This is a genomic window from Shinella sp. GW835-FHT14H05, assembly GCF_058793575.1.
The window spans coordinates 17,420-42,305 of the sequence record NZ_JBXAFY010000025.1 but is presented as its reverse complement, the minus strand read 5'-3'; the positions used below and the strand labels follow the sequence as shown (position 1 = coordinate 42,305).

Below are 24,886 nucleotides of genomic sequence, written 5' to 3'. Positions count from 1 at the left end.
TCTAGGCTCTTGATTGATTGCGCGATTTGGATTCAAGACGTTGAAGAGCGAATGTTTGCGCTCCCCGCACGCGAAATGGATGATGCATGAACAGGCTGTCCCGAATTCTCCGCGCCACGCTTCGATATATCGGCTACGCTCTCGTGCTTGTGCTGGTTGTTCTTGTCGCGGCGCTCGGATTTGTCGGTTTTACCGATGCGGGCGCGCGTTTTGCGGTTTCGCAGGTGGAGAAGATTGCGGCTGCGAGCGGGCAGGTCATCTCGATCAGCGAACCGTCCGGCCTGCTCACCGGCAAGCTGCGGGCCGGCACGATCACAGTCGGCGACGACAAAGGCACCTATGCGGAAATCCGCGACCTTGCCGTCGACTGGTCGCCGTGGGAGCTGCTGTTCTTCAGCTTCGATGCCGAGCGCATTGCCGCTTCCTCCGTCTCCCTGCTGCGCCTGCCGGAGCCCAAGCCGGACGCGGAAAAATCCGATACGCCGTTTACGCTGCCGGTGGAGGTTCATGTCGACGCGCTGGAGGTGCCGGAGCTTTTCGTATCGGGCACGGTCGCGGGCCGCGACCAGCGCATCGTGCTGTCGGGCAGCGGCGATGCCACGGCCGAAAGCGTCGCGGTCAAGCTTTCCGCCTCGGAACAGGCGCGGCCCGATGCCCGGGTCAACGCGGACATCGTCTTCAACCCGGCCGACAACCAGCTTCGCCTGGAAGCCGACGTCGCCGAGCCGAAGGGCGGTCTGCTCGCGGCGCTGCTGAAGCTGCCGAACGATCCCGCCGTCGCGATCCGGCTCACGGGTGACGGCGCGCTGTCCGAATGGACCGGCCGCCTCTCCGCGGCCCTCGACGGCACAGAGATGCTGCGCGTCGACGGGCGCCACGACCTCTCGGCAAACGGGTTGCACACGATCGCGCTCAGCGGCGGCGGCACCTTCGACGCGCTGATGCCGCCGCAGCTTCGCCCGCTCTTTGCCGGCGAAACGGGCATCGACGTCGTCGCGGCCTTCGACGGCTCGGACATGCTGCGCATCGAGAAGGGCTCGATCTCGACCGGCGCGATGACGCTCGGCGCATCGGGCACCGTCAGCGCCAAGGGCGCAAACGACCTCGACGTGAAACTGGCCGGCCGGGATGGGCCGATCGATTTCCGCTGGCCGCTGGCCGGAGGCGATGCGCGCGTGCTGATCGACGGCGCCGATATTTCGCTGACGGGCGAGGCGAGCGCTGCGGCGCTCCAGGTCGATGCAACGGTGGCTTCCGCCGAGCTGCCGGCCGGCCGGGTGGAAAATGTCCACCTTTCGGCCAAGAGCGATGCCTTCAACGTGGCGAGCCAATCCGGCCGCGTGGATGTGACGCTGGAAACCGGTGCGACGGCCTTTGCCAATGCCGATCTCGACCGCATGGTGAAGGGACCGGCCAAGCTCGTCGCCACGCTGAACGTGTCGCCAAGCGAGATCGCCTTCGACCCTGCGACGCTCGAAAGCGCCAGCATCGGCGGTACGCTCTCGGGCCGCTACGGCCTCGAAAGCCGCGAGGCGGACGTCAATTTCCGGCTCTTCGCACTGCCGGCCGTGCTGCCGCCGGCGCTGTCCGGCAAGTTCGACACGACCATCGCGATGGAGGGACGAGTCCAGTTGGCGAGTGACGGCGCTGTCCAGGTCTCCGGCCTTCAGGTCAAGTCCGGCACGCTGGAGACGGCGGGCACGGTGTCGCTCGGCGGCGGCAATCTCGATGCCGCACTGACCGGCAAGGTGCTCAACCTCGGCAAGCTGCTCGCGGATGCCGCGGGCGAGGCGGCGTTCGAGCTTTCCGCGACCGGACCGGTGCAGGGGCTCGATGTTTCGGCCAAGGTCACGTCGAGCGGCGCGACGCTCTCCGGCCGCACGCTCAGCGATCTCGTTGTGACGCTCACCGGCAAGGCCGTTGCCGACAGCCCGTCCGGCGAATTGACGGCGACCGGCGCGCTCGACGGGCAGCCGATCAACGTGCGCTCCAGCATCACCTCGGAAGGTGGGCGCATCTCGGTGCCGGTGCTGGAGGCGGAAATCGGCCCGAACACGCTGAAGGGATCGCTGGCACTCGCCGAGAACTTCATGCCGGATGGCACCGTCCGCTTCGACTTCCCGGATCTCGGCCTGCTCGCCGCCATGGCCGGCCAGCAGGCGGCCGGCGACCTCACCGGCCAGGTGGAAATCGCCACGACCAACGGCAAGACATCGGCGACGGTGCAGGCCTCCGGCTCCGCCATCCGGCGCGACGCGGTGAGCATCACCAAGCCGGCGGTCGATCTCACCATCGCCGACCTCGCCACCGCCGCGATCACCGGCACGGTGCGCGCCGAGCGGATCGCGTCCGGCGAGAACCGGCTCGACGCGCTGCGCCTCGATTTTTCGCGCGAAGGGCAGGCGACCAATTTCGATCTTGCCGGCCGGCTCGATGGCGCGCCGCTCGTGACGAAGGGCCAGGTCCTCCAGCGGGACGGCGGCCTCGACATCGCCCTGCAGGCCTTCGAAGCGGCACCGCGGCGCATCGCGCTGAAGCTTTCCAAGCCGACGACCATCGGCGTCACGAATGGTGTAGCGACGCTCGACGGCCTCACCATTCAGGCGGGCCGCGGTTCCGTCGCGGTCTCCGGCCGGGCGGGGGAGACGCTCGATCTGTCGCTTCGCCTCAATGCGTTGCCGGCCGACCTCGTCAACAATTTCGCCGCCGGTCTCGGTGCCGAGGGTGCGATCAGCGGCACGGTGACGGTCAAGGGCCGGGCGGCGGCACCCGTCGTTGATTATGCGCTCGACTGGAGCGGAGCGCAGACGAGCCAGACCCGCGGGGCGGGCATCGGCGCGCTCAGCATCAATGCCAAGGGCGCCTTTGCCAACAACCAGGTGCGGCTCGATACGGTGCTCTCCGGTGCCGGCGGCCTGTCCTTCCGTGGCGGCGGCACGGTCGGTATCGGCGGTGCTACGCCGCTCGGGCTGAAATTCAACGGCACGGTGCCGTTCGGCCTGTTGCAAGGGCAGCTCTCCGCGCAGGGTTTTGTGCTGACCGGCAATGCCGATGTTGACGTGTCGATCGGCGGCACGGTGGCGGCGCCCTCGGTTACCGGCAGCATCACCGCGGGCGGCGCGCGCCTCGTCGATGTGCGCCGCAACCTCGCGGTGGAGAACCTGACGATCCGCGTCACCATGGATGGGCGCCAGGCGGTGATCGAGACCGTCTCCGGCAAGCTCGCCAGCGGTGGCCAGCTTTCGGCGAGCGGCCGCGTGGGCATCGATCCGGCAAGCGGCTTCCCGGTCGACGTCACGGTGAAGCTCGGCGACATTACCTATGTCGACGGCACGCTGGTGACTGCCAATGTCGCGGGCGACCTGACGCTGAAGGGGCCGGTTGCCGCCCTCTCGCTCGGTGGCAAGGTGCGCATCAACAAGGCGAACGTCACCATTCCGCAGAAACTGCCGGCCTCGCTTTCCGAAATCGCCATCAAGCACCGCAATGCGCCGGCTGACGTCAAGCGCATGACGGCGGATGTCCAGCGCGACCAGGGCGGCGGCAACGGCGCCTCGCGCGGCATCGCGCTCGATTTGACCATCGAAGCGCCGGGCCAGCTTTTCGTGCGCGGACGCGGCATCAATGCGGAGCTCGGCGGCAGCCTGAAGATCACCGGCACCTCGTCGTCTCCGGTCGTCTCCGGCGGCTTCGAGCTTCGGCGCGGGCGCATGGAGATCCTGACGCGCCGCCTCGATTTCACCAGCGCCCATATTGGCTTTGCCGGCGGCCTCGTGCCGACGGTCAACCTGGTCGCCGCGAGCACGGCCGGCACCACGGAAATCACGGTCACGGTCGCAGGTCTTGCCAACAACCCGACGGTCACCTTCGCCTCCTCGCCCTCGCTGCCGCAGGACGAAATCCTGGCGCAGCTCATCTTCAACCGCTCGATGTCGAACCTGTCGGCGGTGCAGATCGCGCAGCTCGCCTCCGCCGCAAGCCAGCTTGCCGGCGGCAGCTCGACCGGCCTGCTCGATAGCCTGCGCAGCAAGCTCGGCGTCGACGACCTCGACATCACGACCGATGCCGAGGGCCGGGCGGCCGTCTCGGCCGGCAAATACCTGAACGAGCGAACCTATATCGAGCTGAAGCAGGACCCGGAAACCAACGGCGCCAAGGCCGTCATCAACCTCGACGTCGGACGTGGCCTGAAACTGCGCGGCGAAGCGGGCAGTGGTGGTAGCGCGGGTGCGGGTATCTTTTACGAGAAGGAATACTGAGGCCGACGGGTTCTTGCACTTCGCCTCACCCTGAACGTCATCCTCGGGCTTGACCCGAGGAGCCACGCATCACCGCACGCGTTGAATTTGTCGCATGGATCCTCGGGTCAAGCCCGAGGATGACGTGGAGGGTAGGGCAACAGGTGAGCCGGCTCACGCCAGCGCGTTCTTCGTCGTCTTCAGCAAAATATTCGTCTCGGTCACCGTGATGCCGTCGATGAGGCGGATGCGGTGGAGCGTTTCGTCGAAGGTGCCGAGGTCGCGGTCTTCGAGTTCGGCGATGAAATCCCAGCGGCCGTTGGTGGAGTGGAGTGCGCGCACCTGCGGCAGGCCGCGAAGCTGGGTGGCCACCCGGTCGGCCATCTTGCCATGCACCTCGATCATGACGATGGCGCGCACGCCGCTTCCGGTCAGCTCCGCGCCGGTGCGGATGGTGAAGGCGGCGATCGTTCCCGATGAGACGAGCCGCTCGATGCGCGCCGCCACCGTTGCCCGCGAAGCGCCAGTCGTGACGGCCAACGAGGAGACCGGCGTGCGGGCATTGTGGCGCAGCGCACTTATCAGCGCGTGGTCGAGATCATCGAGACTTACCATTGTGTCGCCCGGTGCTTTGCAAAATGCTGAAATGAGCCGCCTATTTGTCAGTTTTCCCTCTTTTTGCCAACAGCGTGAGGGGTAATAATCGGGCAAAACCGGGCGTACCGGCCCTCACGCACCTGCGGGGAAACCATGGCTGAAAATGACAAGCACATCGCGCTGATCGGCGCACCACTCGAAGAAGGTTCTGGCCGCCGCGGCGCGGCGATGGGGCCGACGGCGCTGCGCATTGCGGGCGTCGACACGACCCTGATCGAACTTGGGCACACGGTGACGGACGAAGGCGACCTGCGCCCGCTGCCGGCGCGCGATCTCGCCAACCATCCGAAGGCGAACAACCTGCAGATCGTCGCGGCCTTCACCCGCGCGCTCGACACGGCGGTCTATGATGCGGCGCGCGGCGGAAAGTTCCCGCTTATTCTGGGCGGCGACCACGCGCTGTCGATGGGCTCCGTCTCCGGCATGGCGCGTTATGCCGCCGATGTCGGCCGCCCGCTCTTCGTGCTCTGGCTCGATGCGCATGCGGACTTCAACTCGCCGGCAAGCTCGCCCTCGGGCAACATGCATGGCATGCCGGTCGCCTTTTTCTGCGGCGAGGCCGAGTTTGCGCCAATCCTCGAAGCGGGCCGCCCGATGGTCGATCCGAAGAATGTCTTCCAGGTCGGCATCCGCTCCGTGGATGCGCGCGAGCGCGAAGAGATCGCCGAGCACGGCGTCAATGTCTACGACATGCGCTCGATCGACGAGACCGGCATGGCGCATATCATGCACGACATCATCGCCCGCATCAAAGCGGCAAACGGCCTGCTGCATGTCAGCCTCGACGTCGATTTCCTCGATCCGGAACTGGCGCCGGGCGTCGGCACCACGGTGCCGGGCGGGGCGACCTTCCGCGAGGCGCATCTCATCATGGAGATGCTCTGCGACAGCGGCCTCGTCTCCTCGCTCGACCTCGTCGAGCTGAACCCGTTCCTCGACGACCGCGGCAAGAGTGCGCGCATCCTCGTCGAACTGACCGCAAGCCTCTTCGGGCGCCGCATTCTCGACCGGCCGACCCGCAGCGCCTGAACCCCGGAGGACTTTATGACGCCGTCGACCGAAAGCCTGATCGAAACCGAGTACCGTCTCGGCGCCCATAACTACAAGCCGCTCGACGTCGTGCTGTCGCGCGGCGAGGGCGTGTTTGTCTGGGATATCGACGGCAACCGCTATCTCGACTGCCTTTCGGCCTATTCGGCGGTGAACCAGGGGCATTGCCATCCGAAAATCCTGGCGGCGATGGTGGAGCAGGCGCAGAAGCTGACGCTCACCTCGCGCGCCTTCCGCAACGACCAGCTCGCGCATTTCTACGAGGAGATCGCGGCACTCACCGGTTCGCACAAGGTGCTGCCGATGAATTCCGGGGCGGAAGCCGTGGAGACCGCGGTGAAGGCGGTGCGCAAGTGGGGCTACGAGGTGAAGGGCGTGCCGGAGGGGCAGGCGGAGATCATCGTCTGCTCCAACAATTTCCATGGCCGCACCATGGGCATTGTCGGCTTCTCGACCGATCCGGATGCGCGCACCGGCTTCGGCCCCTTCGCGCCGGGTTTCCGGCATGTGCCTTTCGGCGATCTCGATGCGCTTCGCGAGGCGATCAACGAAAACACCGTCGCCTTCCTCATCGAGCCGATCCAGGGCGAGGCGGGCGTGATCATTCCGCCGGCCGGCTATTTCACGGCGGTTCGCGAACTCTGCACGAAGCACGGCATCACGCTGATCCTCGACGAGATCCAGACCGGCCTCGGTCGCACCGGCAAGCTGCTTGCCGAGGAGCACGAGGGCATCGAGGCGGATGTGACGCTGGTCGGCAAGGCGCTGTCCGGCGGGTTCTATCCGATCTCGGCGGTGCTTTCGAACAGCGAAGTGCTCGGCGTGCTGCAGCCCGGCCAGCATGGCTCGACCTTCGGCGGCAATCCGCTGGCCTGCGCCATCGCGCGCGCCGCGCTGAAGGTGCTGGTCGAGGAGGACATGATCGGCAATTCTGAGCGCATGGGCGACCGTTTCCAGGAAGGCCTCAAGGGCATCCGCTCCAATATCATCAAGGACGTGCGCGGCCGGGGCCTGATGCTGGCCGTGGAGCTCGACCCTGCCGCCGGCGGCGCACGCAAATATTGCGAGGCGCTGAAGGAGCGCGGCATCCTCGCCAAGGATACCCATGGCGACACGATCCGCATCGCCCCGCCGCTGGTCATCACCGGCGACCAGGTGGATTGGGCGCTCGAACAGTTCGAGGCCGTGCTGCGCACCTGACGGCTGCGGCAGGCGGAAAAGATCGAAGGCCCTGCGGCGACGCGGGGCCTTTGCGCATTTTCGGCACGACAAATGGCGGGCGTTTGAAAGATTTTAACCAGGGCATGCATAGGATCGGATCACGAAGCAGACCAAACTGGGCAGATCCAACTGGAAAGATCCCGATGACCTCCATCAAGACGACTGGCTTTGCCGGTGACACGCTCGAAATCATTGCATTCCGCCTGCATGATCAGGAATTCTGCGTGAAGACGACCACGATCCGCGAAATCCGCGGCTGGGCGCCGTCCACGCCGATCCCGCATTCGCCGCCGGACGTCATCGGCGTGATGAACCTGCGCGGCACGGTGATCCCGATCATCGATCTCGCCCACAAGCTCGGGATGAAGAGCACGGAAGCCAACGAGCGCAGCGCCATCGTTGTCGCCGAAGTGCACAGCATGGTCGTCGGCCTCGTCGTCGACCGCGTGTCCGACATCCTCACCATCCGCAGCGAGCAGATCCAGCCCGTGCCGGAGGTGACGACCTCCTTCGACAAGGCCTATGCCGAGGGCATCATCGCCCACGAGAACGGCATGATCTGCTTCCTCAACCTGTCGCGCATGTTCAAGGAGCGCGACGTGGAAGACATGGCGGCCTGATCGCCCTCAACTATTCACGACATGCCGGAACCGCCGTGCGTTTGCACGGCGGTTTTTTATTGTCTACTTAAAAACGCAACTTTCGAGTGAATTCGAGAATCATCAGGTAATCGCGTGCCTGACGTTACGTGAATACCTCGTTTTCCAGTCTATCCGTAAGTTATTGTTATATAACAGATCCAAAAAGTCGCCGCTCGATTTTCATCAAATCTTAAGTCTGTTTCGCCATCTTTGATTGTAGGAGGACATTTCTTCGGTCCGGCATGACGCCTCCCGCGAAGATGTATTCACCGCAGATCGTGCACGGTCGCCAAGGTGCTCCGTGCAGGAACGTCAACAACCGACGATCGACACGCGCCATCCGGCAAGTCTTGACGATCGCACAGAGGGACAGGTCATGCTTTCATTCGCGAAGTCCATGGATGCGGGCCAAATATTCGACGCGCTGTCGCGTTCGCAGGCCGTGATCCAGTTCGATCTCACCGGCACTATTCTGTCCGCCAACGAGAATTTCTGCCGGGCGCTCGGTTATGACCTGAAGGACATCGTCGGCAAGCACCACCGTATCTTCTGTGAAGCCGGTTATGCGGCGAGCGAGGAGTACCGCCAGTTCTGGGCGCGGCTCGGACGCGGCGAATATGATTCGAGCAGCTACAAGCGCCTGCGCAAGGATGGCAGCGAGATCTGGATCCAGGCCTCGTACAATCCGATCCTGCGCCGCGGCAAGCCCTACAAGGTCGTCAAGTTCGCCACCGACATCACCGAGGCGAAGATGCGCGCTTCGGAGGATGCCAGCAAGCTGGACGCGATCTCGCGCTCGCAAGCCGTCATCGAATTCACGCCGACCGGCGAAATCCTCTATGCCAACGAGAATTTCTGCGCCGGGCTCGGTTACGACCTTTCGGAAATCCGCGGCAAACATCACCGCATGTTCTGCGATCCCGCCTATGTGCAGACGCAGGCCTATGCGGACTTCTGGAAGAGCCTCGCCGACGGGCAGTTCATCTCCAACGAGTTCGTGCGCTACGGCAAGGGCGGGCGGGAAATCTGGATCCAGGCAGCCTATAACCCGATCCGCGACCTTACCGGCCGGGTCTACAAGGTTGTCAAGTTCGCCACCGACGTGACCGAACGCATGTCGGCAATCAACATGCTCGGCGGCGCGCTGAAGGCGCTGGCGGATGGCGACCTGACGCAAAATCTCACCAAGCCCTTCGTTCCCTCGATGGAAGCGGTGCGCAGGGATTTCAACGAAGCGGTCGCCGGCCTGCATGACGCGATGCGCACGGTCGAGACCAATGCCAACGCCATTGCCTCGGGTGCGCAGGAGATTCGCTCGGCCGCGGACGACCTCGCCAGGCGCACCGAGCAGCAGGCGGCCTCCGTGGAGGAAACCGCCGCTGCGCTCGACGAAATCACCACGACTGTCGCCGATTCGAGCCGCCGGGCCGGCGAGGCCGGGACGCTCGTCGCCAGGACCCGCGCGGGTGCGGAAAAATCCGGCGACGTCGTCAAGAATGCGATCGGCGCGATGGGGCAGATCGAGCAGTCCTCGCGCGAAATCTCCAACATCATCGGCGTCATCGACGACATTGCTTTCCAGACCAACCTCTTGGCGCTGAATGCTGGCGTGGAAGCGGCGCGGGCGGGCGAAGCGGGCAAGGGCTTTGCCGTCGTGGCGCAGGAAGTGCGCGAACTCGCGCAGCGCTCGGCCAGTGCGGCCAAGGATATCAAGGCGCTGATCAACACCTCGGGCGAGCAGGTGAAAAGCGGCGTGGCGCTGGTCAACGAGACCGGGCGCGCTTTGCAGGAAATCCTTGGCCAGGTGCAGGAGGTCCACTCCAACGTGGCGGCGATCGTCGAGGCCTCGCGCGAACAATCAACCGGGCTTCGTGAGATCAACCAGTCGGTCAATTCCATGGACCAGGCGACGCAGCAGAATGCGGCAATGGTCGAGGAAAGCACGGCGGCCAGCCACGCCATGGCGCGCGAGGCAGACGCGCTGCACACCCTCATCCGCCGCTTCAAGCTTGCCGGCAATGCCCAGCCGGCCCAGCGGGCGCCGTCGCCGGCACCCGTATCGCAGCTTCATGCCGTGGCGCGCACCCTGCGGGCGCCGCGTGGCTCCTCGGCGCAGGCAGCGGAGAACTGGGAAGAGTTCTAAGCGCGCATCGCGGCATGAAAAAACGGCCGGCAGCAATGCCGGCCGTTGGCGTTTCACGGGGGGTGGTCTCAGGGTGCGGGTGGCGCGCTGTTTTCGCGCGCCGGCGGCACTTCGGCCGGCGGCGGACGGTGGATCAGCGGCACGGCCTGCAGCACGAGGCTGTCCAGCCCTTCGCCGCCGTGATTGTCGACGATATCGAAAAGCTGCCGGCGCATGCGGGGCTCCCAGAACTTGTTGATGTGGGTCGCCACACCGTTCGGCCCCTCGCTTGCGGGCTGCGAGTGGAAGAAGGTGGCGATCTGGTTCGCCATTCTCGGGATTTTGCTGCCTTCCGACATGTTTGGCTCCTAACCGTTGCCCAGGCGCCGTTCCGCGCCGGACACGATGCGCTCCGCACCGGTGAAAATCTCGAATTCCTCGCCGCGCACCAGCGCGATCAGCGTCATCCCGGCATCCTCCGCCGTGCGGATGGCGAGCGCGGTGGGTGCGGAAATAGCGATGATGAAGGGGCTGCCGATGATCGCCGTCTTCTGCACCATCTCGACGGAAACGCGGCTCGTCACGACGACGGCACCGGCGCTGCCCACATGCCCGGCGCGGCGCGCGGCGCCAACAAGCTTGTCGAGTGCATTGTGCCGGCCGACATCTTCGCGCACTGCGATGAGGCCGGTGCCCGGCACGTAGAAACCTGCGCCATGCACGGCGCGCGTCACCATATGCAACGGCTGCTGGCCGTTTAGCAGACGAACGGCGTCCGCCACCTCGTCTTCGGTGAGCGTAAGCGTCGACGAACGCACGGAGGGCGTCACGCGCACGGCCTGCTCGATCGATTCGATGCCGCACAGGCCACAGCCCACAGGGCCGGCCATGTGGCGGCGGCGGGCGGTCAGCGCGTCGTTCTGCGGATCGGCCAGCTGCACCTGCACGTCGATGCCTTTGTCTTCCGCCACCACCTCGACGGTCTCGATTTCGGAGGGATCGCTGATGATGCCTTCCGTCAGGCTGAAGCCGACGGCGAAATCTTCGAGATCGGCCGGGCTCGCCATCATCACGGCATGAGTGGAGCCTGCATAGGAGAAGGCGACCGGGGTTTCCTCCGGCACGAAGCGGTCACCCGGCGCGAGCCGCCCGTTGCGGCGGGCGGTCTCCGGAACCTTGGTCGACGTGGAAAAGTCCGGCACGCGCGATCCTATTCTGCTGCCTCCAGCTTGCCGCTGATCCGGCGCGACTGGCGGGCGAGTTCGTCATATTCGATCTGCCAGTCGGACGGGCCGTTCGACGGCGAGATCTGCACGGCCGTCACCTTATACTCCGGACAATTGGTCGCCCAGTCCGAGAAATCGGTGGTGATGACGTTGGCCTGCGTCGTCGGGTGGTGGAAGGTCGTGTAGACGACGCCCGGCGCCACGCGGTCGGTGACGAGCGCGCGCAAGGTCGTCTCGCCGGCGCGGCTGGCAAGGCGCACCCAATCGCCGTCGCGGATGCCGCGGTTTTCCGCGTCGTGCGGATGGATTTCCAACCGGTCCTCCTCGTGCCAGACGACGTTTTCCGTGCGCCGCGTCTGGGCGCCGACATTGTACTGGCTGAGGATGCGGCCGGTGGTGAGGAGCAGCGGGAAGCGCGGGCCGGTCTTTTCGTCCGTCGCGACATATTCCGTGCGTATGAACTTACCCTTGCCGCGCACGAAGCCGTTGATGTGCATGATCGGCGAGCCCTGCGGGTTCTTCTCGTTGCAGGGCCACTGCACCGAGCCGACCTTTTCCAGGTAGTCGTAGGAGACGAGCGCGAAGCTCGGCGTCGTCGCCGCAATCTCGTCCATGATCTCTGACGGATGGTTGTAGTTCCAGTTGAGGCCCATCGCCTGTGCGAGATTCTGGGTGACTTCCCAGTCCGCATAGCCGTTCTTCGGCGTCATGACGCGGCGCACGCGGTTGATGCGGCGTTCGGCATTGGTGAAGGTGCCGTCCTTTTCCAGGAAGGTCGAGCCCGGCAGGAAGACGTGGGCGTAGTTCGCCGTCTCGTTGAGGAAGAGATCCTGCACGACGACGCATTCCATGGCGGCCAGGCCAGCCGAGACGTGCTTGGTGTCCGGGTCGGACTGGAGGATGTCCTCGCCCTGGATGTAGATGCCCTTGAACGTGCCCTCGACGGCAGCGTCCAGCATGTTGGGGATGCGCAGGCCCGGCTCGTTGTTGAGCTTCACGCCCCAGAGCTTCTCGAAGATGTCGCGGGTCGCGTCGTCCGAGATATGGCGGTAGCCCGGCAGCTCGTGCGGGAACGAACCCATGTCGCAGGAGCCCTGCACATTGTTCTGGCCGCGCAGCGGGTTCACGCCGACGCCGGGGCGGCCGATATTGCCGGTCGCCATGGCGAGGTTGGCGATGGCCATGACGGTCGTCGAGCCCTGGCTGTGTTCGGTGACGCCGAGGCCGTAATAGATCGAGCCGTTGCCGCCGGTGGCAAACAGGCGGGCGGCGCCGCGCAGCTCTTCCGCCGGCACGCCGCTGAAGGGTTCGATCGCCTCCGGGCTGTGGCGGGGTTCGGCGACGAAGGACGCCCAGTCCTCGAACTCCGACCAGTCGCAACGCTCGCGGATGAATTTTTCGTCGTAAAGGCCTTCCGTCACGATGACATGGGCGAGTGCGGTGACGACGGCGACGTTCGTGCCGGGCTTCAGCGGCAGGTGATGCGATGCCTTGATATGCGGCGAGGAGACGAGTTCGGTGCGGCGCGGATCGATGACGATCAGCTTGGCGCCCCGGCGCAGGCGCTTCTTGAGGCGCGAGGCGAAGACCGGGTGGCCATCCGTCGGGTTGGCGCCGATGACGATGACGACGTCCGTATGCTCGACCGAATCGAAATTCTGCGTGCCGGCGGAGGTGCCGAAGGCCTGGCCGAGGCCGTAGCCGGTCGGCGAATGACAGACGCGGGCGCAGGTATCGACATTGTTGTTGCCGAAGCCGGCGCGGATCAGCTTCTGGACCAGGTAGGTCTCTTCGTTCGTACAGCGCGACGAGGTGATGCCGCCGATCGAATCACGGCCGTACTGGTACTGGATGCGGCGGAATTCCGCGGCGACATGGGCATAGGCCTCTTCCCAGGTCACTTCGCGCCACGGGTTGGAAATCTTTTCGCGGATCATCGGGTTGAGGATGCGGTCGCGGTGGGTCGAGTAGCCATAGGCGAAGCGGCCCTTGACGCAGGAATGGCCGCGGTTGGCCTGGCCGTCCTTCCAGGGCACCATACGCACCAGCTCTTCGCCGCGCATTTCCGCCTTGAAGGAGCAGCCGACGCCGCAATAGGCGCAGGTCGTGACGAGGGAATGTTCCGGCTGGCCGATGGCGATGACCGACTTTTCGGTGAGCGTCGCCGTCGGGCATGCCTGCACGCAGGCGCCGCACGAGACGCATTCGGAATCGATGAAATGTTCGTGCATGCCGGGCGAAACGCGGCTGTCGAAACCACGGCCCTCGATCGTCAGCGCGAAGGTGCCCTGCACCTCTTCGCAGGCGCGCACGCAGCGTGAGCAGACGATGCATTTCGACGGGTCATAGGTGAAATAGGGGTTCGATTCGTCCTTCGGCATGAAGCGGGCGTTCGTCTCGCCGTTGCTGCGCGCCTTGACGTGGTTGTCGCCCTCATAGCCGTAGCGCACGTCGCGCAGGCCGACGGCGCCGGCCATGTCCTGCAATTCGCAGTCGCCGTTCGCCGCACAGGTGAGACAGTCGAGCGGGTGGTCGGAGATGTAGAGCTCCATCACGCCCTTGCGGATGGTCTTCAGCCGGCTCGTCTGGGTATGGACGACGAGGCCGGGCGCCACCGGCGTGGTGCAGGAGGCGGGCGTGCCGTTGCGGCCCTCGATCTCGACGAGACAAAGGCGGCAGGAACCGAAGGCGTCCACCATGTCGGTGGCGCAGAGTTTCGGCACCTGGATGCCGGCCTCCATCGAGGCGCGCATGATGGAGGTGCCCTCGGGCACGGTGATCTCGTTGCCGTCGATGGTGAGCGTCACCATCTTTTCCGCGCGGGAGGCGGGCGTGCCGTAGTCGATTTCGGGAACGAGGGACATGGGAACCTCCGGATCAATTTTTGCGCCGCGGGCGGTGCCCGGGCGACTTGGTTCTGTTCTAGGACTTCGTATCGGCGAGCGTCGCCGCAACGAGCGCGTTGGCATGGCCGTGGCCCAGACCGTGCGTTTCCTTCAGGAGCGCCACGATCTGCATATGCGCCTTGCCATCCTGCGCGCGGATGATGGTCTTCCAATGTTCGATCGGCTGGCCGTATTTCTTCTCGATCGAGGGAAAGTACGACGCCGGGCCTTTGACCTTTTCCGTCTCGCTCATTCCGCCGCCTCCACCATGGGTGCCGGCGAAAAGTCCTCCGGGAAATGGTTCATGGCGCTGAGCACCGGATAGGGCGTGAAGCCGCCGAGCGCGCAGAGCGAGCCGAATTTCATGGTGTTGCAGAGGTCGGCGAGCAGTTCGCGGTTCTTTTCGGGCTCGATGCCCTGGGCGATCCGGTCGGCCGTCTCGACGCCGCGCGTCGAGCCGATGCGACAGGGCGTGCACTTGCCGCAGCTTTCCACGGCGCAGAACTCCATGGCGAAACGGGCCTGCTTCAGCATGTCGACCGTGTCGTCGAAGACGGTGATGCCGGCGTGCCCGATGAGGCCGTCCTTGGCGGCAAAGGCCTCGTAGTCGAAGGGCGTATCGAACAGCGCGCGCGGAAAATATGCGCCGAGCGGGCCGCCGACCTGCACGGCGCGCACCGGCCGGCCGGTGGCGGTGCCGCCGCCGATGACGTCGATGATCTCGCCGAGCGTCAGGCCGAAGGCGGTTTCGTAAAGGCCGCCGTGCTTGACGTTACCGGCGATCTGGAGCGGGATCGTGCCGCGCGAGCGGCCCATGCCGAAGTCGCGGTAGAAGTCGGCGCCCTTGTCCATGATGATCGGCACGGAGGCGAGCGAGATGACGTTGTTGACCACCGTCGGGCGGCCCATGAAACCCTGCAATGCCGGCAGCGGCGGCTTGGCGCGCACGATGCCGCGCTTGCCTTCCAGGCTGTTGAGCAGCGCCGTTTCCTCGCCGCAGACATAGGCGCCGGCGCCGACGCGGATTTCCATGTCGAAGGCCTTGCCGGAACCAAGCACCGAGGGGCCGAGCACGCCGGCGCCGCGCGCCACGGTGACCGCCTCGTTCATGGCGTCGATCGCCTGCGGATATTCCGAGCGGATATAGACGAAGCCCTTGGTGGCGCCGGTGGCAAGGCCGGCGATCGCCATGCCCTCGATCAGCACGAAGGGATCGCCTTCCATGATCATGCGGTCGGCAAAGGTGCCGCTGTCGCCTTCGTCGGCATTGCAAACGATGTATTTGCGGTCGCCGGGGGCGTCGAGCACGGTCTTCCACTTGATGCCCGTGGGGAAGCCTGCGCCGCCGCGGCCGCGCAGGCCGCTGTCGGTGACCTGCTTGACGACATCGGCGGGGGCCATCGCGATGGCCGTTTCCAGGCCCTTCAGGCCGCCATGGGCCTTGTAGTCTTCCAGCGAGACGGGATCGATGACGCCGCAGCGGGCGAAGGTGAGGCGGGTCTGGTTCTTCAGGAACGGAATCTCTTCCGTTCCGCCAAGACAGAGCGGGTGCGCCTTGCCCTCGGTGAGCCCGGCATCCAGCAGGGAGATGACGTCGGACGGTTTGACCGGGCCGTAAGCGATGCGGCCCGCAGCGGTCTCGACCTCGACCAGCGGTTCCAGCCAGTGCATGCCGCGCGAGCCGTTGCGCACGATCGTGATGTCAAGCTTGCGGGTTTCCGCCTCGCGGGAAAGCGCCTTGGCAACGCGGTCAGCGCCAAGCGCAAGGGCTGCGGCATCGCGGGGAACGTAGATGCGGACGGTCATCGGCGTGCCTCCGCGACGAGTTCTTTCGCAAGTTCGGCATCGACCCGCCCATGCACCGCGCCGTCGAACATCGCGGCCGGTGCGCAGGAACAGAGCCCGAGACAGTAGACGGGCTCCAGCGTCACCGCGCCGTCCAGCGTCGTCTGGTGGAAATCGATGCCGAGCAGCGATTTCACGCGCTCGGCGATCTCGTCCCCGCCCATCGACTGACAGGCCTCGGCGCGACAGAGTTTCAGCACATGCCGCCCCGTCGGGTGGTCGCGGTAGTCGTGGTAGAAGGTGACGACGCCGTGCACTTCGGCGCGCGAAAGGTTCAATTGCTCGGCAATGACCGGCAGGCTTTCCTGCGGTACATAGCCGAACTCCGCCTGGATTTCGTGCAGGATGGGCAGAAGCGGCCCTTCGAGCCCCTTCAATTCGCGGATGATCGCCAGCGTTCTCGCGCCTACATTGTTGCCGGTCACGTGCACATTCATGGTCAGGCCTCCCAACCGACACGAATGAACCGCTACGAAATCAGGGGTTCCAACGCGCCGACACCATTGAAACTGTTCGGCGAAGACCGGAACCCTGTCGATCTGCGCGGCATAATCCCAACAGCTTCTCAGTCGGGAGACGGCGGGTCAATAAAGCAAAGCCGTTGATCGATAGAAAATTCCTATCAATCGATCCCTTTTTCGGCAAGCACGCGCGCTTCGTGCAGCAGGGCGGAGACGAGTGGCGTAAAGGGCTCGCGATGGGTGGCGACCAGGCCAACGGTATGATGCGGCTCGGGGTCCACAAGGGAAACTATACTTATTTCATCAGGAAATCCAAATGATTTTGCAACATTTCTTGGCATGATGCTGGCCCAGCGTCCGGTGCGCACATGGGAGAACAGCACGATCATCGAGTTCGCTTCAAGCGATGGCTCGACCGTCACGCCGGCTTCGGCGAAGTGCCGGTTGATGATGCGGCGGTTCTGCATGTCTGCGGTCAATAGACAAAGCCTAACGCTGCCGGCGTCCTGCCAGGTCACGGTTTCGCGATCGGCGAAGGCGGTGCCCTTGGCGGTGACGAGGCAATAATGCTCGTGCAGCAGCGGCACGCTCGTCACGCGGCCGAGCGGCTCGTTTTCGAGATAGGTAAGGCCGGCGTCGATCTCCAGGTTTTCCAGAAGGCCGAGGATCTTGATCGAGGTCGTCGACAGGATCGAGAAGGTGACGTCCGGATGCTTTTCCTGGAAGGGCGCGGTGATGCGGGGCACCATGGCCAGCGTGGTGGGGATGGCGGCAAGGCGGATATGGCCGGAAAGGCCTTTTCGCGCGGCGCGCATTTCCTCACGCATGGTGCGTGTGTCGCCGACGATGCGGCGCGCCCATTCGAGCACGCGCTGGCCTTCCGGCGTCAGGCCCTGGAAGCGCGAGCCGCGCACGACGAGCATCACGCCGAGCTGGTCTTCGAGCTGGCGGACTGCCGCCGAGAGCGTCGGCTGCGAAATGCCGAGCTCTTCCGCCGCCCGCGCAAAATGTTTTTCGCGGGCGAGCGCGATGAAATATTCGAGCTTGTCTATCATCGGCAACCGGCCTCCTTCCCCTTGATACAAAAGAACAGTGGCGGCACCAATGCCCCGCGCCCTATATCTGGGACGAGGCAAGCGATCACGAGGAGAAAGCCATGACGTTCCAGGCATTGTTAGTCGAGAAGGCCGGCGACGGCGCGGTTTCCGCGTCGATCCAGGAGCTGGACGATTCGCGGCTTCCGGATGGCGACGTCACGGTCGCCGTCGAATATTCGACGCTCAACTACAAGGACGGGCTCTGCATCAACGGCAAGGGCGGGCTGGTGCGCACCTTCCCGCATGTGCCGGGCGTCGATTTCGCCGGCACGGTCGAGGCCTCGGAGGATCCGCGCTACCGGCCCGGTGACCGGGTGGTGCTGACCGGTTGGCGCGTCGGCGAGATGTGGTGGGGCGGTTATGCGACGCGCGCCAAAGTGAAGGCCGACTGGCTGGTGCCGTTGCCGGAAGAGCTTTCGACGCGGCAGGCCATGGCGATCGGCACGGCCGGGCTCACCTCCATGCTGTCCGTCATCGCGCTGGAAGAGGCCGGGCTTTCGCCGCTGAAGGGCGAAGTGCTGGTGACGGGTGCAGCCGGCGGCGTCGGCTCGGTCGCGGTCGCTCTGCTGGCAAGGCTCGGCTATTCGGTCGCGGCCGTGACGGGCCGGCCGGAGACCGCCGATTATCTGAAGAGCCTCGGCGCGGAAACCATCGTCGATCGGGCCGAGCTTGCGGAGGCGAACAGCAAGCCGCTCGAATCGGAACGCTGGGCCGGCGCCATCGATGCGGTCGGCGGCGACATGCTGGCGCGGGTGCTCAAGCAGATGAAATATGACGGGGCCGTTGCCTCTGTCGGCCTTGCCGCCGGCGCTGCCGTGCCGTCCTTCACCGTCATTCCGTTCCTGCTGCGCGGCGTCAGCCTGCTCGGTATCGATTCGGTCATGCGGCCCTACGACCAGCGCGTGGATGCCTGGAACCGCATCGCCAGCGACCTCCCGATGGACAAGCTGGAGGCCATGATCGTCGAGCACCGGCTCTCCGACTTGCCGGACCTCGCGAACCAGATTCTCGAAGGCAAGGTGAAAGGGCGCGTCGTCGTCGACGTCAACGCCTAGCAGATGAGCTGGCCGCCGTTCACCTCCAGCACCTGGCCGGTAATGTAGCCGGAGAGCGCATTGGAGGCGAGGAAGAGATAGGCGGGGGCACAGTCCTCCGCCGTGCCGAGCCGCTGCAAGGGGATCGTCTTGCGCGTCGCTTCCAGCTTGTCTGCCGATGAATAACGGGAATGGAAATCCGTGGTGATCGTGCCGGGCGAGACGCAATTGACGCGGATGCCGTCGGGCGCCAGTTCCCGCGCGAGGCCCTTGGAATAGGTCGAGACGAAGGCCTTGGTCGCCGAATAGATCGCCGAGCCCGGGCTGCCGCCGGTCAGCGCCGAGATCGAGACCGTGTTGACGATCGCGGCATGCGGCGCACGGCGCAGCGCCCGCAGCAGCGCCCGCGTCACCTCGACGACGGACGTCTGGTTGAGGCGCACGACGGTTTCATATTGCTCGTCGGTCAGGTCCGCGGCCGGGAAACGGCCCACCATGGTGCCGGCATTGTTGATGAGCACGTCTACATGGGGAAAGAGGCTGTCCACCCGCTGCAGGATGGCGCCGATGCCGCCTTCCTCCAGAAAATCGCCATAGACGATATGCGCACGGGCTTCGCCGACCGCGGCCTCCAGGAAATCGGGCAGCGGGCCAGACGCGGCGCGCCCGCCATGCAGCAGCACATGGGCGCCGCAATCGAGGAACTGCCGGGCGATCTCCAGCCCGATGCCGCGCCCCGCGCCGGTCACGACGACATTTGCGCCCTTGAACAAGGCTGGATGAAACATGGGTTCTCCTCCGCTAATCGCCGCTCAACCGTTTGCCAGTATCACAAAAATAAGGGCATGCTCCAAGAAGGCGGAACGGATCAATTGATGTGCTTTCGTTTTTGCATATTATGAAAACAAACGAAAGCAAGGGAGGGGCTCATGTTTCTGACGGGGCGCCAGACGGAGATTCTGGATCTCGCAAAAACCCAGGGCCGGGTGCTGGTGGAGGATCTCGCGGCGCGATTCTCCGTCACGCCGCAGACCATACGCAAGGATCTGAACGATCTGTGCGACAGCAAGGCCTTGACGCGCATTCATGGCGGCGCGCTATTTCCGAGCGGCAACGAGAATGTGAGATACGAGGCGCGGCGCTCGATTGCCGCTCCCGAAAAGCAGGCGATCGGCCGCGCGGCCGCTGCCATGATCCCCGATAATTCCTCGCTATTCATCAATATAGGCACGACGACGGAAGCCGTCGGCGAGGCGCTGCTCGAACACAAAGAGTTGATGGTCATCACCAATAATATCAATGTTGCCAATCGCTTGCGGGTCTATCCCTCGATCGAGGTGGTGATTGCCGGCGGCGTCGTGCGGGGTGCGGATGGCGGCATCGTCGGGGAGGCCGCGGTCGATTTCATCCGGCAGTTCAAGGTGGATTATGCGGTGATCGGCGTTTCGGCGATCGACGAGGATGGCGCGTTGCTCGACTTCGATTATCGCGAGGTGAAGGTGGCGCAGGCAATCATGGCCAATTCCCGCCATGTCATCCTGGTTTCGGATTCGACGAAATTCGAAAGGACCGCGCCGGTGCGCATCGGCCACCTCTCGCAGGTCCATACGTTCATCACCGATAGCTGTCCTTTCGAGGGCATTCGCGGCATTTGCCAGGAGCATGACGTGCGCTTGATCGAGACGTCCGCGCCGGGTTGATGCCACCCGAACGCATTTGTGTTGCATTCGTTTGACATTCGGAATGTTTTCGTTTTAACTCCACTGGCTTTCGCAACTGCGCAAAATTTGTGCGATGCGAAATGGGAGGGGACTTTGGACGGCGACGTGATCCGCGATATTTTTGTCATCGGTGGCGGCATCAACGGCTGCGGCATTGCGCGTGATGCGGCGGGCCGTGGTTATTCGGTGGTGCTTGCCGAGATGAAGGATTTTGCCTCCGGCACGTCCTCGGCTTCCACCAAGCTCATCCATGGCGGCCTGCGCTATCTCGAACATTACGAATTCCGCCTGGTGCGCGAGGCGCTGATGGAGCGCGAAGTGCTCTGGGCCATGGCGCCGCACGTCATCTGGCCGATGCGCTTCGTGCTGCCCTTCCAGACGGGCGGACCGCGCCCGGCCTGGCTCATCCGCCTCGGCCTGTTTCTCTATGACTATATCGGCGGCCGCAAGCTGCTGCCGGCGACCCGCACGCTGGATCTCGCGAAGGACCCGGCCGGCGGCCCGCTCAAGAAGCTGTTTCGCAAGGCCTTCGAATATTCCGACGGCTGGGTGGACGATGCGCGCCTCGTCGTGCTCAACGCCCGCGACGCCGCCAATCGCGGCGCCGATATCCGCACCGGCACCAAGGTTGTCACGGCGCGCCGCGAAAACGGCCACTGGAACGTCGAGACCGAGAATGTCGACACCGGTGCGCGTGAGGTTTTTCGCGCCCGCATGCTGGTCAACGCGGCGGGGCCGTGGGTCGACAAGGTGCTCGCTTCGTCCTTCGGCCGCAACGACGTGCACAATGTCCGCCTCGTGCAGGGCAGTCACATCGTCGTGAAGAAGAAATTCGCCGATCCGCGCGCATACTTCTTCCAGAACCCGGACGGGCGTATCATCTTCGCCATTCCCTACCAGGAAGAGTTCACGCTGATCGGCACGACCGACCGCGACTATCAGGGCGATCCCCGAGATGTTCGCATCAGCGACGCAGAAATCGGCTATCTTTGCCAATCGGCAAGCGAATATTTTTCCGAGCCGGTGACGCGTGACGACATCGTCTGGACCTATTCCGGCGTGCGCCCGCTTTTCGACGACGGCGCCAGCAAGGCGCAGGAAGCGACGCGCGACTACGTATTGAAGGTCGAGGGGGGCGATGGCGTGGCGCCGCTGCTCAACATTTTCGGCGGCAAGCTCACGACCTACCGGCGTCTGGCCGAATCGGCGCTGGAGAAGATCGGGGAAGCGATCGGCGTGAAGGGCGACCGCTGGACGGCCCAATCGCGGCTGCCGGGCGGAGACTTCAAGGTCGATGGATTCGACGCCGAGGTGAAGGCGCTTTCATCCCGCTTTCCCTTTCTGGCCAGCGTGCACGCGCGCCGCCTGGTTCGGCTCTATGGCACGCGTGCCGCGGCAATGCTGGACGGGGCGAAGACGATCGACGATCTTGGACGGCATTTCGGCAGCGACCTGTACGAACGCGAAGTGCGCTGGCTGATGAAGGAAGAATGGGCCCGGCACGCCGAGGACGTGTTGTGGCGGAGGACCAAACGAGGATTGCATCTGACGGCCCACGAAACGGCTGCGCTGGAAGACTACATGACGGCCGCGGAGGCGGCCCCGCACTAGCGCCTGATCCGGTGGCTGGGAGGAACGACGGAGATAGGAATGCTTGAACTCAGAAACATCGCGAAGGTGTCGGGGGCGGAGACGCATATCCACCCGACGAACCTCGTGCTCGAGCGCGGCTCACTCAACGTGCTGCTCGGCCCGACTTTGTCCGGCAAGACCTCGCTGATGCGGTTGATGGCCGGCCTCGACAAGCCCACCGCCGGCTCCGTCTGGTTCGACGGCAAGGACGTGACGGGCGTGCGCGTGCAGGATCGCGGCGTCGCCATGGTCTACCAGCAGTTCATCAATTACCCCCCGCTGACCGTCTACGAAAACATCGCCTCGCCGATGCGCATCAAGGGCGCGGACAAGGCAACGATCGACCGCGAAGTGAGGAAGGCCGCCGAGCTCCTGAAGCTGACGCCCTATCTCGACCGCACGCCGCTCAACCTGTCCGGCGGCCAGCAGCAGCGCACGGCACTGGCTCGCGCCATCGTCAAGAATGCCCGCCTCGTGCTGCTAGACGAGCCGCTCGCCAACCTCGACTACAAGCTGCGCGAGGAACTGCGCCTCGAACTGCCGAAGATCTTTGCCGCCTCCGGCGCCATCTTCGTCTATGCGACGACGGAACCCTCGGAAGCCCTGCTTCTCGGCGGCAACACGGCGACGCTGTCCCAAGGCAGCATCACCCAGTTCGGCCGCACGATCGATGTCTATCGCCGGCCGCGTGACCTCGTCACCGCCCGCACCTTCGCCGATCCGCCGCTGAACACGATGCAGGTGCTGAAGAACGGCGGCAGTTTCGAGGTCGGCGGCAAGCCGGTGCTGCCGGTTCCGGCGCATCTTGCCGGGCTGCCGGACGGTCCCTGCACCATCGCCTTCCATCCGCACCACCTCTCGCTTTCCAGCCAGAATCCGGCCTCGGCGAGCCTCCAGGCGCGCACCGCGATCTCGGAAATCGCCGGGTCGGAGAGCTTCATCTACATCCAGTTCGAGGGCAGCCATTGGGTCATGCTCTCGCCGGGCATCCACGACATCGAGCCGGATGCGATCATCACCGTCCATGTCGACACGCGCCACCTGATGGCCTTCGGCACGGACGGCAGGGCGATCGCGGAGCCCGCGGCCGCGGCGGCCTGAGGAGGAAACCATGGCACGCATCACCCTCGATCACATCCGCCACGCCTACGGTGAAAAGCCGAAGTCGGAAGCGGATTATTCGCTGAAGGAAGTCCACCACGAGTGGAACGACGGCGGCGCCTATGCGCTGCTCGGCCCCTCGGGCTGCGGCAAGACCACGCTGCTCAACATCATTTCCGGCCTGCTGCAGCCGTCCGAAGGCCGCATCCTGTTCGACGGCAACGACGTGACGAACCTGTCGACCCAGCAGCGCAATATCGCGCAGGTCTTCCAGTTCCCGGTGATCTACGACACGATGACGGTCTACGACAATCTCGCCTTCCCGCTGCGCAACCGCGGCGTGGCCGAGCCCGAAGTCGACCGCCGCGTGCGCGAAATCCTGGAGATGATCGATCTTGCCGGCTGGGCGAAGAAGACGGCGCGGGGCCTCACCGCCGACCAGAAGCAGAAGATTTCGCTGGGCCGCGGTCTGGTGCGCAACGACGTCAACGCCATCCTGTTCGACGAGCCGCTGACCGTTATCGACCCGCATATGAAATGGGTGCTGCGTTCGCAGTTGAAAAAGCTGCACCGCCAGTTCGGCTTCACCATGGTCTATGTCACGCATGACCAGACCGAGGCGCTGACCTTCGCCGACAAGGTCGTCGTCATGTATGACGGCCAGATCGTGCAGATCGGCACGCCGGCGGAGCTCTTCGAGAAGCCGAGCCATACTTTCGTCGGCTATTTCATCGGCTCGCCGGGCATGAACGTGCTGCCGGCCTCGATCGACGGCAGCAGCGTCAGGATCGGTCAGGAAACGCTGACGCTCGGCTACCAGCCGCAGATCGCCGTCGGCGCCAAGACCGAGCTCGGCATCCGGCCGGAATTCATCTCGCTTTCGCGTGACGGCATGCCCGTCTCGATCAGCAAGGTCGAGGATATCGGCCGCCAGAAGATCGTGCGTGCCGAATTTGCCGGCAAGCCGATCGCGATCGTGGTGCCGGAAGATGGGGAAATCCCCGCCGATCCGCGTGTGACCTTCGATCCGGCCGCCATCAACATCTACGCCGATAGCTGGCGTATCGGCAGGGAGGGCTGACGATGAACAAGACCTGGAACAACAAGGCCTGGTTCATGGTCCTGCCCGTCCTGCTGCTCGTCGCCTTCTCGGCGGTGATCCCGCTGATGACGGTGGTGAACTATTCGGTCCAGGACACCTTTGGAAACAACCAGTTCTTCTGGAACGGCGTCGGCTGGTTTTCCGACGTGCTGGAATCCGATCGTTTCTGGCAGGCGCTCGGACGCAACCTGCTGTTTTCCGGCATCATCCTGGCGATCGAGATCCCGCTCGGCATTCTGATCGCGCTCAACATGCCGAAGAAGGGGCTGGGCGTGCCGGTCTGCCTCGTTTTGATGGCGCTGCCGCTGCTCATTCCGTGGAACGTGGTCGGCACGATCTGGCAGGTTTTCGGCCGCGTCGATATCGGCCTGCTCGGCCGCACGCTGGATGCGCTCGGCATCAGCTACAACTACGTCAACAACGTCTTCGACGCCTGGCTGACGCTGATCGTCATGGATGTCTGGCACTGGACGAGCCTTGTCGTGCTGCTCTGCTATGCCGGCCTCGTCTCGATCCCGGAGGCCTATTACCAGGCGGCCAAGATCGACGGCGCGTCGCGCTGGGCGGTGTTCCGCTACATCCAGCTGCCGAAGATGAAGCGCGTTCTTTTGATCGCCTTCCTGCTGCGCTTTATGGATAGTTTCATGATCTATACGGAGCCCTTCGTCGTCACCGGCGGCGGCCCCGGCAACTCGACGACCTTCCTGTCGATCGACCTCGTCAAGATGGCGATCGGCCAGTTCGACCTCGGCCCGGCCGCGGCAATGTCCATCATCTACTTCCTGATCATCCTCCTGCTGTCATGGATCTTCTACACGGTCATGACCAGCAGCGACGAACAGGCGTGAGGGAG

General features: G+C 64.6%; 20 protein-coding genes. 11 read left to right on the top strand and 9 right to left on the bottom strand.

The features are described from left to right. Positions 1 to 86: 86 nt before the first annotated feature. Positions 87 to 4,259, top strand: coding sequence for a translocation/assembly module TamB domain-containing protein (locus AC1Q6Z_RS33340; protein ID WP_492650496.1), 4,173 nt, complete (start codon positions 87 to 89; stop codon positions 4,257 to 4,259). A 153-nt stretch (positions 4,260 to 4,412) separates the two neighbouring features. On the opposite strand, the gene AC1Q6Z_RS33335 is transcribed toward AC1Q6Z_RS33340, so the two are convergent. Beyond that, positions 4,413 to 4,853 carry an Lrp/AsnC family transcriptional regulator gene (locus tag AC1Q6Z_RS33335; protein ID WP_492650495.1) on the bottom strand — a complete coding sequence of 147 codons (441 nt, stop codon included), beginning with the start codon at positions 4,851 to 4,853 and terminating at the stop codon, positions 4,413 to 4,415. A 135-nt stretch (positions 4,854 to 4,988) separates the two neighbouring features. Between AC1Q6Z_RS33335 and rocF the strand changes: the two genes are divergently transcribed. The 4 genes from rocF (at position 4,989) to AC1Q6Z_RS33315 (ending at position 9,950) form a co-directional block, all read left to right on the top strand. Beyond that, on the top strand, positions 4,989 to 5,924 hold the full coding sequence (rocF, locus tag AC1Q6Z_RS33330; protein ID WP_256121301.1) for an arginase: 936 nt from the start codon (positions 4,989 to 4,991) through the stop codon (positions 5,922 to 5,924). Between the two features lie 15 nt (positions 5,925 to 5,939). Beyond that, positions 5,940 to 7,145 (top strand): ornithine--oxo-acid transaminase, encoded by a 1,206-nt coding sequence (rocD, locus tag AC1Q6Z_RS33325; protein ID WP_492650494.1) that lies wholly within the window; start codon positions 5,940 to 5,942, stop codon positions 7,143 to 7,145. A gap of 164 nt (positions 7,146 to 7,309) precedes the next feature. Further along, positions 7,310 to 7,786, top strand: coding sequence for a chemotaxis protein CheW (locus AC1Q6Z_RS33320; RefSeq protein WP_256121299.1), 477 nt, complete (start codon positions 7,310 to 7,312; stop codon positions 7,784 to 7,786). A 397-nt stretch (positions 7,787 to 8,183) separates the two neighbouring features. Further along, positions 8,184 to 9,950, top strand: a complete 1,767-nt coding sequence (locus tag AC1Q6Z_RS33315; RefSeq protein ID WP_492650493.1) for a methyl-accepting chemotaxis protein — start codon at positions 8,184 to 8,186, stop codon at positions 9,948 to 9,950. Between the two features lie 68 nt (positions 9,951 to 10,018). Here AC1Q6Z_RS33315 and AC1Q6Z_RS33310 read toward each other — a convergent pair whose 3' ends face one another. From AC1Q6Z_RS33310 to AC1Q6Z_RS33280, 7 genes are all read right to left on the bottom strand, one after another. Further along, positions 10,019 to 10,288, bottom strand: a complete 270-nt coding sequence (locus AC1Q6Z_RS33310) for a formate dehydrogenase subunit delta (RefSeq protein WP_256121297.1) — start codon at positions 10,286 to 10,288, stop codon at positions 10,019 to 10,021. Positions 10,289 to 10,297: 9 nt separating this feature from the next. After that, the gene (gene fdhD, locus AC1Q6Z_RS33305) at positions 10,298 to 11,131 is read right to left on the bottom strand and encodes a formate dehydrogenase accessory sulfurtransferase FdhD (protein WP_492650492.1); all 834 of its coding nucleotides are present in this window, start codon (positions 11,129 to 11,131) and stop codon (positions 10,298 to 10,300) included. An 8-nt stretch (positions 11,132 to 11,139) separates the two neighbouring features. Then, positions 11,140 to 14,019 carry a formate dehydrogenase subunit alpha gene (gene fdhF / locus AC1Q6Z_RS33300; protein WP_492650491.1) on the bottom strand — a complete coding sequence of 960 codons (2,880 nt, stop codon included), beginning with the start codon at positions 14,017 to 14,019 and terminating at the stop codon, positions 11,140 to 11,142. A 58-nt stretch (positions 14,020 to 14,077) separates the two neighbouring features. After that, positions 14,078 to 14,293, bottom strand: coding sequence for a DUF4287 domain-containing protein (locus AC1Q6Z_RS33295; RefSeq protein WP_435269181.1), 216 nt, complete (start codon positions 14,291 to 14,293; stop codon positions 14,078 to 14,080). Beyond that, on the bottom strand, positions 14,290 to 15,846 hold the full coding sequence (locus AC1Q6Z_RS33290; RefSeq protein WP_492650490.1) for a formate dehydrogenase beta subunit: 1,557 nt from the start codon (positions 15,844 to 15,846) through the stop codon (positions 14,290 to 14,292). Before AC1Q6Z_RS33290 ends, AC1Q6Z_RS33295 begins: the two co-directional genes overlap by 4 nt. Further along, on the bottom strand, positions 15,843 to 16,322 hold the full coding sequence (locus AC1Q6Z_RS33285) for a formate dehydrogenase subunit gamma (RefSeq protein ID WP_492650489.1): 480 nt from the start codon (positions 16,320 to 16,322) through the stop codon (positions 15,843 to 15,845). Before AC1Q6Z_RS33285 ends, AC1Q6Z_RS33290 begins: the two co-directional genes overlap by 4 nt. A 185-nt stretch (positions 16,323 to 16,507) precedes the next feature. Next, positions 16,508 to 17,401: a LysR family transcriptional regulator gene (locus tag AC1Q6Z_RS33280; protein WP_492650488.1), complete on the bottom strand. Its 894-nt coding sequence runs from the start codon at positions 17,399 to 17,401 to the stop codon at positions 16,508 to 16,510. A 101-nt stretch (positions 17,402 to 17,502) separates the two neighbouring features. Between AC1Q6Z_RS33280 and acuI the strand changes: the two genes are divergently transcribed. Continuing rightward, positions 17,503 to 18,498, top strand: a complete 996-nt coding sequence (gene acuI, locus AC1Q6Z_RS33275) for an acrylyl-CoA reductase (NADPH) (RefSeq protein ID WP_492650487.1) — start codon at positions 17,503 to 17,505, stop codon at positions 18,496 to 18,498. Here the strand turns inward: acuI and AC1Q6Z_RS33270 are convergent. Further along, a complete protein-coding gene (locus AC1Q6Z_RS33270; RefSeq protein WP_256121289.1) occupies positions 18,495 to 19,265 on the bottom strand; it encodes an SDR family NAD(P)-dependent oxidoreductase in 771 nt (256 codons plus the stop codon). The two genes, acuI and AC1Q6Z_RS33270, sit on opposite strands and share 4 nt — an antisense overlap. 141 nt (positions 19,266 to 19,406) lie before the next feature. On the opposite strand from AC1Q6Z_RS33270, the gene AC1Q6Z_RS33265 reads away from it, so the two are divergent. The 5 genes from AC1Q6Z_RS33265 (at position 19,407) to AC1Q6Z_RS33245 (ending at position 24,881) form a co-directional block, all read left to right on the top strand. Further along, entirely contained in the window at positions 19,407 to 20,177 is a 771-nt protein-coding gene (locus AC1Q6Z_RS33265; protein ID WP_435269177.1) for a DeoR/GlpR family DNA-binding transcription regulator, read from the top strand. Between the two features lie 114 nt (positions 20,178 to 20,291). After that, on the top strand, positions 20,292 to 21,809 hold the full coding sequence (glpD, locus tag AC1Q6Z_RS33260; protein WP_492650486.1) for a glycerol-3-phosphate dehydrogenase: 1,518 nt from the start codon (positions 20,292 to 20,294) through the stop codon (positions 21,807 to 21,809). A gap of 39 nt (positions 21,810 to 21,848) precedes the next feature. After that, on the top strand, positions 21,849 to 22,931 hold the full coding sequence (locus tag AC1Q6Z_RS33255) for an ABC transporter ATP-binding protein (RefSeq protein WP_492650485.1): 1,083 nt from the start codon (positions 21,849 to 21,851) through the stop codon (positions 22,929 to 22,931). A 10-nt stretch (positions 22,932 to 22,941) separates the two neighbouring features. Then, entirely contained in the window at positions 22,942 to 24,012 is a 1,071-nt protein-coding gene (locus AC1Q6Z_RS33250) for an ABC transporter ATP-binding protein (RefSeq protein ID WP_492650484.1), read from the top strand. A gap of 2 nt (positions 24,013 to 24,014) precedes the next feature. Beyond that, complete coding sequence (locus AC1Q6Z_RS33245; protein WP_319324703.1) at positions 24,015 to 24,881, top strand: carbohydrate ABC transporter permease; 867 nt, start codon at positions 24,015 to 24,017, stop codon at positions 24,879 to 24,881. Positions 24,882 to 24,886 lie beyond the last annotated feature (5 nt).